General features: G+C 71.9%; 8 protein-coding genes. 2 read left to right on the forward strand and 6 right to left on the reverse strand.

All coding sequences use genetic code 11. From position 1 onward, the window contains the following. Positions 1–35 precede the first annotated feature (35 nt). The 4 genes from E2651_RS37110 to E2651_RS37125 are packed head-to-tail and all read right to left on the reverse strand — an operon-like array spanning position 36 to position 4311. Positions 36–1103, reverse strand: coding sequence for a glycosyltransferase (locus tag E2651_RS37110; RefSeq protein ID WP_135335674.1), 1068 nt, complete (start codon positions 1101–1103; stop codon positions 36–38). Continuing rightward, positions 1100–2158: a GDP-mannose 4,6-dehydratase gene (gene gmd, locus E2651_RS37115; RefSeq protein ID WP_135335675.1), complete on the reverse strand. Its 1059-nt coding sequence runs from the start codon at positions 2156–2158 to the stop codon at positions 1100–1102. The genes E2651_RS37110 and gmd overlap by 4 nt, the downstream gene beginning before the upstream one ends. A gap of 9 nt (positions 2159–2167) precedes the next feature. Next, positions 2168–3493: a hypothetical protein gene (locus E2651_RS37120; protein ID WP_135335676.1), complete on the reverse strand. Its 1326-nt coding sequence runs from the start codon at positions 3491–3493 to the stop codon at positions 2168–2170. Then, positions 3490–4311, reverse strand: coding sequence for a glycosyltransferase family 2 protein (locus E2651_RS37125; protein ID WP_245239459.1), 822 nt, complete (start codon positions 4309–4311; stop codon positions 3490–3492). The genes E2651_RS37120 and E2651_RS37125 overlap by 4 nt, the downstream gene beginning before the upstream one ends. A gap of 287 nt (positions 4312–4598) precedes the next feature. Here E2651_RS37125 and E2651_RS37130 point away from each other — a divergent pair, with 287 nt between their 5' ends. Both E2651_RS37130 and E2651_RS46020 read left to right on the forward strand, forming a co-directional pair. Next, the gene (locus E2651_RS37130; RefSeq protein ID WP_167829005.1) at positions 4599–6023 is read left to right on the forward strand and encodes a polysaccharide biosynthesis tyrosine autokinase; all 1425 of its coding nucleotides are present in this window, start codon (positions 4599–4601) and stop codon (positions 6021–6023) included. Then, on the forward strand, positions 6020–6655 hold the full coding sequence (locus E2651_RS46020; protein ID WP_135335679.1) for a low molecular weight phosphatase family protein: 636 nt from the start codon (positions 6020–6022) through the stop codon (positions 6653–6655). Before E2651_RS37130 ends, E2651_RS46020 begins: the two co-directional genes overlap by 4 nt. Here the strand turns inward: E2651_RS46020 and E2651_RS37140 are convergent. Together E2651_RS37140 and E2651_RS37145 are read right to left on the reverse strand one after the other, a co-directional pair. Next, on the reverse strand, positions 6621–7619 hold the full coding sequence (locus tag E2651_RS37140) for a polysaccharide deacetylase family protein (protein WP_135335680.1): 999 nt from the start codon (positions 7617–7619) through the stop codon (positions 6621–6623). The genes E2651_RS46020 and E2651_RS37140 overlap by 35 nt on opposite strands. Next, positions 7616–8512: a class I SAM-dependent methyltransferase gene (locus tag E2651_RS37145; RefSeq protein ID WP_135335681.1), complete on the reverse strand. Its 897-nt coding sequence runs from the start codon at positions 8510–8512 to the stop codon at positions 7616–7618. Before E2651_RS37145 ends, E2651_RS37140 begins: the two co-directional genes overlap by 4 nt. Between the last annotated feature and the right edge of the window lie 616 nt (positions 8513–9128).

A 9128-nucleotide genomic window follows, 5' to 3' on the forward strand; every position in this document is an offset into this window, starting at 1 on the left:
TTCCCCGGGGGTGGGGGTGTCGTCGGACGTGTGACTCATGCGGGGACGAGGGTGTTGGCGAAGGCCTGCCACGGATCCGCGGGCGGCGACGGCAGCGTCACCAGGCCGCCCAGCATGTGCAGCAGCGCTTCCCGGTCGGTGAGCCGTTCGCGCACCCACGCATGGCCGCGCAGACCGGCGGCGTGCAGCCCGTCGTCGTCCGCGGCGAGCAGGCGGCGCACGATGCCGACCGCTTCAGCGGGGGTCGCGGCGAGGTGCAGGCCGGTGTCGGGGCCCGGCAGCCACTCCAGGCCGGGCTGCCGGGAGGTGACATGGGGGCGTCCCGCGGACAGCGCGATGGGCAGCCGGTCGGAGAAGTAGCCCGGGTATCCGGTGAAATGGTCCCAGCCCGCCGTGATCCGCCCCTGACGCAGGACTTCGACCTGACGGGAGAAGGGTGCCGGACCCCGCGCGCCGCGGCCACGCCAGCGTGCCCCGTACACCGCGAACCGGCAGCCGGGCAGCCGGCGCAGTCCGCGGACCATGCGGGAACGGTCCAGACTGCCCTCAAGACCGCCCCAACAGCCGAAACGCACGTAGCAGTTGCCCATGGCGACGACATCCTCGAAGGCCTCGCCGAGCGGCGGCACGGGAGTGTCGTCGAACGACAGCGGCAGCACATGGGGGACATAGCGCACGGGCGTGGGGGAGTGCCGTCGCAGCAGGGCGGCCTGGGGGCCGAGTGCCACGGAGTGCACGCGGGCGGCGGCTTTGAGCCAGGCCACGGACCCTGGCATCAGTTGCTTGCGCCCTCCCCAGGCGTCGCCCTCCCAGAACACCACGGGTGGGTATCCGAGCGAGGCGAGCAGGGCCCGGACGTCGTTGTCCGTCCAGGGGAACGCGCCCGGCGACTGGACGAGGACCGCGTCGGGGCGCAACTCGCCCACCTGGACGTGGAGTTCCTCCAGTGCCGCGTCCCGCCCGCCCCCGAGCAGGGCGAGCGGGGAGACGACGGCGTGCCGCAGCAGTCCGTCCGAGGCGAGCCGGCCGAAGGCCCGCACGAAACGTGAACCCGGCGCCAGGACCCTCTCGTTGGCGATCTGCAGGACCAGGGGCGGCGTCATCGGGGCGGGACGGGGAGGACGGCGACGGTCGGCAGACCCGAGGAGGCCGGGGGCGCCGCCGGGCCGGGCACGGCGGAGGCGTTCCTGCCGAGCTCCGCGTCGACCATGATGCGGGCGAGCTCCGGCGTGTGGACCGAGGCCCGCCAGCCGAGGAGCCGCTCCGCCTTCGAGGCGTCGCCGATCAGGTCCGGCACCTCCGCGGGCCGCAGGTACCTTTCGTCGAAGCGGACATACCGCTCCCAGTCGAGCCCCGCGTGCTCGAAGCACAGCGTGAGGAAGTCGTGCACGCTGTAGCTCGTGCCGGTGGCCACGACATAGTCGTCCGGCTCGTCGCGCTGGAGCATCCGCCACATGGCCTCCGCGTACTCGGGTGCGTACCCCCAGTCGCGGCGCGCGTCCAGATTGCCGAGGTGCAGTTCCTTCTGTTCGCCCCGGGCGATGCGGGCCGCGGCGATCGCGATCTTGCGGGTGACGAAGGTCTCGCCGCGGCGCGGGGACTCGTGGTTGAAGAGAATGCCGTTGACGCCGTGAATGCCGTACGCCTCACGGTAGTTGCGGGTGATCCAGTACGCGTACACCTTGGCGCAGGCATAGGGCGAGCGCGGGTGGAACGGTGTGGTCTCCGACTGCGGCGCGGGCGAGATGCCGTACATCTCCGAGCTCGACGCCTGGTAGAAGCGGCAGGGCAGGCCGGTCATCCGGATCGCCTCGAGGAGACGGGTGGTGCCGAGGCCCGTCGTGGAGCCGGTGAACTCGGGCTCGTCGAAGGAGACCCGGACATGGGACTGGGCGGCCAGGTGGTAGACCTCGTCGGGCTGGATCGCCTCCAACAGGGCACTGACGCGGGAGCCGTCGGCGAGATCGCCGTAGTGCAGCCGCAGCAGAGCGTCGGGCTCGTGCGGATCCTGGTAGAGGTGGTCGATCCGGCCGGTGGAGAAGGACGACGAGCGGCGGATCAGGCCATGCACCAGATAGCCCTTGGAAAGGAGCAGTTCGGCGAGGTACGAGCCGTCCTGTCCGGTGATCCCTGTGATCAGTGCAACCTTCGGTGGCATGAGGTCACCTCAACTGTTCGGTACGGGGAGCGCGGAGCGGATCTCTTGATGGGCGGGCGGACGATCCGGCCCGGACTGCGCGGAGCGCGGTGCGACGCCGATGGCGAGGGCGCAGAGCACACCGAGGACAAGGCCTTGTTCGGGGTGGACCTGATAGGTCAGCGCGAAGACGAGCTGGCCGCAGGCGAGGATGCCCAGTGCCCGGGAGGTGAGGGCGGCGCCGCGCCGCAGGGCGGGCGCCAGCACCGCCGCGTACAGGGCGAGGAAGGCGAAGAGGCCCAACAGGCCGATGCGCAACAGCAGATGAAGGAAGTAGTTGTGCGGGGAGACGCCGACGATCAGGCCCTCGACCAGCCGGTCGAACCCCGAACCGAAGGGCCGGCCGGTCAGCCACTGCGCGGCGCCGTCGAGCGTGCCGAGCAGTTCGTACCAGCCCGTCGCGCGCCAGGCGAGCGTGCCGCTGTCGGAGGCGGAGAGGGTCAGGCCGGTGCCGAAGCGGCCGAGCAGCCCGGCCGACACGGCGGACACGCCGAGGCAGAGGCCGCCTGCCGTGAGTCCGATCCGCAGTCCGCGCCGGCCGCGGGCCGGGGCGTTCCCGACGCCGGTTCCGGTGAGCAGCCAGCCGGCCAGCATCGCGGCGGCCACCAGCCACACCGTCCGGTGCTGCAGCAGGACCACGGTGAGCAGCAGGGGAGCGGTGAGCAGATGGCGGCGGGTGCCGAGCGGGGTCGCGTACAGCAGGATCACCGCGGCCTGGGCGATCAGCAGGGCCTCCGGGGCCGACAACGCGCGGGACTCGCTCGCCAGGCCGTCGATCATCACCTGTTCGACGGCCGAGCCGATGCCGTACTGTGCCCACCACACCACGGCCCGCAGGGCCTCGACGCAGGCCACCGCCACCCAGACCGCGGCCAGGCGGTGCACCAGCCGTTCGGTGTACGGCAGCGTGAGGCCATAGAGGGCGAGCCCGAAGACGTACAGGAACGGCATCCGCATGTCGTTGCCCGCTGCCTGGGGCCCGAACGTGGTCGCCCCGACGAGGAACGAGCCCGCCGTCAGCAGCAGGATGACCCCCAGGAGCAGCAGGGCACGGTGCGCGTGAGGCGGGCGCCGCACCAGGTTGACGCAGGCCGCCGCCAGCGCGCAGAACACGAGGAGGTCCTGCGGCGTCAGGCTCACGCCCAGGTCGACGACGGTCTCGGAGCGGGCCGCGGGCCACAGCCCGGCGGTCAGCAGCAGCGCGACACCGACGACGGGCGCTCGTACGTAGAGAACGGTCAGCGTGCCGAGGGCGAGCAGGCCGGTGAGGGCGAAGAGCAGGAGCGTGGGGGTCACCGGGCGGCCGCCGCCCGCAGCAGGGTCCGCATGTAGGGCGAGACCATCAGGAGAGGTGCCCAGGGCCAGTTGTGCCGCAGGCAGTAGACCCACCACTGGCGGGGCGGCAGTTCGCGCTGCGAGGTGACCCGGCGCAGGGCCTCGCGGAGGCCGATGCCGGGTTCGCGGGAGCCGATGAGCGGCGGATTGGCCTCGCACACGCCCACATGGTGCGGTGCCACATAGAGACGGAAGCCCGCTTTCCGGGCCCGGAACCCGTGGTCGTAGTCGCCCATGCCGTGGGTGAAGGGCCGGTCGATGTCCCCGACGCGCTCGCGTACGGCGCGCGGCAGCAGGACGACATTGCCGTTGTACGTGTGGCAGGGCTCGGGGTGGCCGGTCGGCTCGACCAGGTCCAGGGCGCGGCCCCGGCGGCCGGAGTACGTGGTGCCTGCGCCGAAGCTCTCGCGGGAGTGCACGGCGCCGACGACCACCGAATCCTCGCCGACTTGTCGCGCGGTGGCGAGGAGCACCGCCAGGGCGTCGTCGGCGAGTTCGACGTCGTCGTTGAGCCACAGCTGGTGCGTCCAGGGAGCGGCGGCGCCGACGGCACAGCTGTCACGGCTGGCGATGCGCATGCCCTCACCCCAGAAGACGTCCGTACCGACACTCCGCAGCCGCACACCGGGGTGGAGGCGCCGCACGGCACCCGGCGTGCCGTCCGTGCTGCCCGCGTCGACCAGATGGGTGCGCACCACGGTCCCGGCGGGCAGAGCACGCTGCCGGTCCAGCGCGGCCAGCGCCGACAGCGTCTTGGCGCACCGGTTGTGACTGGTCATCAGGACGGCTACGTGGGGAGCTGGCGGCATACGGCCCTCGGGTTGCGTTGTGCGGATATGTGCCGCACAAGTCTTGAACGCGGTCCCGGGAGAATCGCCGGACCACGCTCAACAGGGCGTCATCGAACGCCCGCTTGGCCGTACAGCCCCGGGGACCGGCCCACGCATGGCTGAACGAACGGCTCGGCTGCGTGTGATGCCGCGGGGCGAATGCCTATCCTCAGCACGCAAGTATGGACAAATCGGTGAGTCGGGCGTCCGGTCCTGACCTGGCTGAGGGGTATTCCTTGGATCTCCGTGGTTTCCTGACCGTTGTCGTCAGACGCTGGCCGTCCTGCGCCGCGTGCCTGCTGCTCGGAGCCCTGGCGGCCTGGGCGGTGAATGCGCTGACCACTCCCGTGTACGAGGCCCGCACGCAGCTGTTCGTCGCCACCCACGCCGGCGCCGACACCACGCAGCTCAACCAGGGGCAGAGCTTCTCGCAGGCTCGAGTCCTCTCGTACGCCAACATCGTGAACACCCGTCAAGTGACCGAACCGGTGGTCACGGAGCTGCGGCTGCCCACCACGCCGGACGAACTCGCCGGACGCATCCGGGCCGAGGCGCCCGTCAACACCGTCCTCATCGACATCACGGTCTCCGACACCGACCCGCGGCGCGCCGCCCACATCGCCAATGCCGTCGCCGTCCGCTTCGGCCGGGTCGTCGAGCGGCTGGAAATCCCGCGCACCGCCGTCGCCGCCGAGCCGGTCTCCCCGGTGACCCTCGGGGTGACCCAGCAGGCCACCGCGCCGAGTGTCCCCGTCTCACCGAGGCCGCTGCTCAACCTCGCGGTCGGGCTGCTCGGCGGACTTCTGCTCGGCGTCGCGCTCGCCGCCCTGCGGGAAACCCTCGACACCACCTTCAAGACCGCCGAGGCACTGAGCGAGCTGACCGCGCTGGCGCCGCTGGCCACGATCCCGTTCGACAACGACGCCCCGCTCCACCCGATCACCGAGGGCGAGGCGGCACACTCGCCGCGCGCCGAGGCCTTCCGCAGACTGCGCACCAACCTGCAGTTCGCCCAGGTCGGCGAGCGGCCCCGGATCATCTCGGTGACCAGCTCCCTGCCCGGCGAGGGCAAGACCAACACCGCGGCCAACCTGGCGGTCTCCCTGGCCCGGGCGGGCATCGCCACCTGCCTCGTCGACGCCGACCTGCGCAGGCCCTGCCTGGCCGGCACCTTCGGACTCGTCCAGGACGCGGGACTGACGAGCGTCCTGATCGGGCAGGCGCCGGCCGCGGACGTGATGCAGCAGGCGACCGCCGGACTCGCCGTCCTCACCAGCGGACCGATGCCGCCCAACCCCACCGAGCTGCTCTCCTCGGCCCGGATGGGTGAGGTGCTGCAGGAGCTCGCCGCCGCCTATGAGGCCGTCATCGTCGACACCGCGCCGCTGCTCCCCGTCGCGGACACCGTCGGCCTCGCCCCGCTCACCCAGGGCACCCTCCTCGTCGTACGGGCCTCGAAGACATCGCGTGAGCAGGTCCGCACCGCTGTGGACTCGCTGCGCAACGTCGGCGCCCGCCCGCTGGGCGCGGTCTTCAGCATGGCGGAGGTCGCCAAGGGCGGGTACGGCAGCTACGGCACGTACGGCGAACTGCCCGCGCCCCGCCCCGAGGCGCGACGACGGGCCGCGGGCGACCCGCAGGACGCCGGGGCGCGCGGATGACGCGGCGCCCCGCTACCGAGCCCGGCCTGTCCCCGTCGGCGGGTTCCTCGGACGGCCCGACCGATCCGCGTGCGACCTTCACCGTGCTCTTCGTGTGCACGGGAAACACCTACCGGTCGCCGCTCGCCGAACGGCTGCTCGCCGCCCGACTCGGACCGGGCACGGGGGTGCGGGTGGCCAGCGCGGGCACCGAGGCGCCGTGGGGCGACACGATGGACCCGGCCACCCGGTCCGTGCTGATGGGCCTGGGCGGCGATGCCGAGGGCTTCCGGCCCCGGCTCCTCACGGCGGAACTGGTGGCGGGCGCCTCGCTGGTGCTGGGTCTGGAGCGCCGACACCGTGAAGCCGCGGTGCGGCTGGTCCCGGTGGCGCTGCGTCGCTGCTTCACGCTCAAGGAGTTCGTCCGGCTCGCGGAGGGCGACGCCGGACCCGGGCAGGGGATCGACGTCGTCGCGCGGGCCGTCGCCCGCCGCGGCACGGTGTGCGCACCCCGGCCCGCGGACGACGACATCGACGACCCGTCGGGCGAGCCCTACGACGTGCTGCGGAGCTGCGGACAGGACATCGACGCGGTCGCCGTCCGGCTCGCCGCCCTGCTCAGCGCCGAGCGCGGACCCGCCGTACCGCTCTGACCACACCGAGACCGGTCCGGTACACGGCGGGCTGCAGGCCTGACAGCACCGTCGCGAACCGGGCCGGCGAGGTACGCGTCGACACCCTCAGCCGGCTGAGGCGCAGCGGGTGCTGGGCTGCCGGGTCGCTCAGCGCATGGTCGTAGAGGAAGCCGGAGCGGTAGCCCAGCTCGCGCAGCGTGGCGTCGGCGCGCGCGTCGAAGTCGCCGTTGGGGTAGGCGAACGCGGTCGGTGCGTGGCCCAGATGGTCCGTCAGCAGCCGGTGTGCCTCGTGCACTTCGTCCAGGATCGTCGTCTCGTCGCAGCGGTCGAGGCACGGATGCGTGAGGGTATGGCTGCCGATCACGACGCCGCCGGCTTCGAGGGTGCGCAGGTCGGCGGCGGTGAGTTGACGCCTGCGGGGCGCGGGCACGGAGGCTGTCTTCCGCAACTCCGCGAAGGCGTCCAGGCGTTGGGTGTCGGGAAGCTGCTTGAGGGCGTAGGCCGCCGCGTGCGCGGGGATGTCCCGCGGCAGGCCGCGATACGTTCCCCGGTGTGCCAGCAGATGCTCCAACTCGTCCCACCAGAAGGGTTCGTCGGTGCCGATGAGCCCGGCGATGACGAAGCACACGGCGGGGATGCCCCGCTCGGCCAGCAGGGGCAGCCCGTGCTCGAGTACGGACGGGTCACCGTCGTCGAACGTGACCAGCACACTGCGGGGCGGCAGCGGGACGCCGTCGCGCACCGCCGCCTCGACCTGGCCGAGGGAGACCGGACGGGCGGTCCTGGTCAGCCGGTCGAGCTGGGCGCCGAGGGCGGCCGGGTCCTCGACGCCGTGATAGCCGAGCACGGCGAGGCGGCCGGCGGCGCGGTGACGGAACCACAGCTGGGCGGGGGAGTGGTGCAGCGCGCGGTCGAGGCCGTGCCACCGCTCGTAGCGCTCGTACCAGGCCGTGCGGCGGGCCGCGTCCGTGGTGAGGCTCATCCCGGGCGCCCGGGAGTCGCGGCGTCGGTGGAGCCACGGGTGAAGGGGCCGGGGGACGCGCCGGGGAAGGACGCGCCGTACCCCTCGCCGGGATGCCAGTGCTCGGCCGGGTCCTCGCGGAAATGCAGGAAGGCGCGGTGGTGGTGCTCGGACCACTCCGCCAGCGAGCCCAGGAAGTGGCTCGTCGTCGACAGGACTACGGCCCGTTCGCCCAGCGCGGGCAGCGCCGCCGTGAGCTCCGCGGTCTCGTGCCGGCCGTCGACGTAGGTGTCGAGCACGAGCAGATCGATCCCGCGTTCGTGCACCTCGGCGCTGCCCAGCGCGGCGACGGAATCGCCCACGACCCGGTCGATGACAGTGGCGTACGGACCGTTCTGGATCAACTCCCCGGACTGCGGATCGAAGTCCACGGCTGTCAGCCGCCCGTGGCCGTTGCGCAGCAGAGCGGCGGCGATCAGACAACTGGTGATGCCGCGATGCGCTCCCGCCTCGACCACGTGCTCGGGCCGCAGCGCGCGCACCACGGCGTAGGCGGCGGCCCGCCGCGCGTAACGCACCAGATGATCGCAGGTCCGCCGCCGGGGCCCGGCGGCGAGCACCTCCCGCATGTGGGCGCGCAACGCCACGTCGGACTCGACCTCGTCGAGATAGCCGCGCAGCTCCCCGACCGGCCGCCCGGTGATGGTGGCGGTGAACCATGCGAGGTGCTCACGGTTGACCGGGGTGAGGTCGTAGGTGAAGCAGGCGTTCTCACGGGACCGGACCAGCCAACTACCGGAGCGGCGCAGGACGGACGCGTTGTGTCGTGCGACGGTGGCGAACCGGAGGGGAAAGGCGGCGACGGGCGCGAGCGGACTGGCGGCCAGCCGCCGCGTCAGAGAAGTGGGTTGCACCGGCCCACCCTAGAAGCGGCGAACCCCTCTTTATCGAGCGAAATACGCAGCCTTGCGGGGATGTCACTCGACTGGACGGGAGAAGTGGACCCGGCGCGACTCGTCCGCACACACCCGCAACAGCCGCCCCGTGCTCACCGACGAGATTCCGCCGAAATGGCCCTGATTACGGCCCAGTTGGCAGTGCCGGGGCGCCTCGGGATTGCCGGTGCGGCAGGTCGCGGAACTCGCATCGTCACAGGTCGCAAGGCGTGCCTTCGTCGCCGAGGTGCGCGCAAGCGGTAACCGATCTGTGATCCATCTTCAAATCACAGGCACAAATTCCACACATCCCTCTCTCCAGATGGGCTCCGATGGTCTAGATTGACCGTGCTTCACATGCTGGGACACGAGGCGACAAATGATGATCTATGGATCAGGCGCCACGGACAGCCAGCAGCTGCGTCTCCGGCGCCGGAACGGGTTCCCGCGCGTCTCGAGGATCTGGAAGGACATGCAAGTCCGCTGCCACCAGGGCGGGTTGCTCAAGTAGCGCCGACGTAGCCGGGATGCATGTGTGGGGGCCGGGGGGCCTCCCAGGGGGAGGAACGGTGTTGGGCGATGACCACGTCGAATC

Origin of the sequence: Streptomyces sp. MZ04 (assembly GCF_004684775.1) — a bacterium.
Lineage (GTDB): Bacteria > Actinomycetota > Actinomycetes > Streptomycetales > Streptomycetaceae > Streptomyces.